Consider the following 371-nt stretch of genomic DNA (forward strand, 5'->3'; position numbering starts at 1 on the left):
ACAACCTCTTTATACTTGTGAGAACGCCTTCCGTACAACTTGCCAGCAAAGTGCGAGATTATTGTTATCAAGTCCTCAATGAGTTCTTCTCTCGGCTCTTTTTGAAGTTCTCCATTGATTACTATTATCTCCGTTCCAAAGGCCTGGAAGAGCGTTTTTAAAGTTTCAAAACCGAATCGTGTTAACCTGTCGGGATATGTAATGATGACTTTTGAGACTTCCTTGTTTGTCACCATTTTGAGGAGCTTCTGGTAGTTTTTCCTCTTTTCGTTTAGCCCTGAGCCGATATCTTTGAGGATTTCAATGTCCCAACCTTTCTCTTTTGCGAATTCTTTTATTGTTTGGACTTGTCTGTTCAAATCGTCTTTTTG

The 371-nt window shown here is 39.6% G+C and carries 1 protein-coding gene; it reads right to left on the reverse strand.

All coding sequences use genetic code 11. The annotated features are described in order from the left end of the window. Window positions 1-371: IS607 family transposase (locus tag E3E24_RS12565; RefSeq protein WP_167916126.1), on the reverse strand; the 371-nt coding region annotated here is incomplete at both ends.

Origin of the sequence: Thermococcus sp. LS2, assembly GCF_012027375.1 — an archaeon.
Lineage (GTDB): Archaea > Methanobacteriota_B > Thermococci > Thermococcales > Thermococcaceae > Thermococcus_B.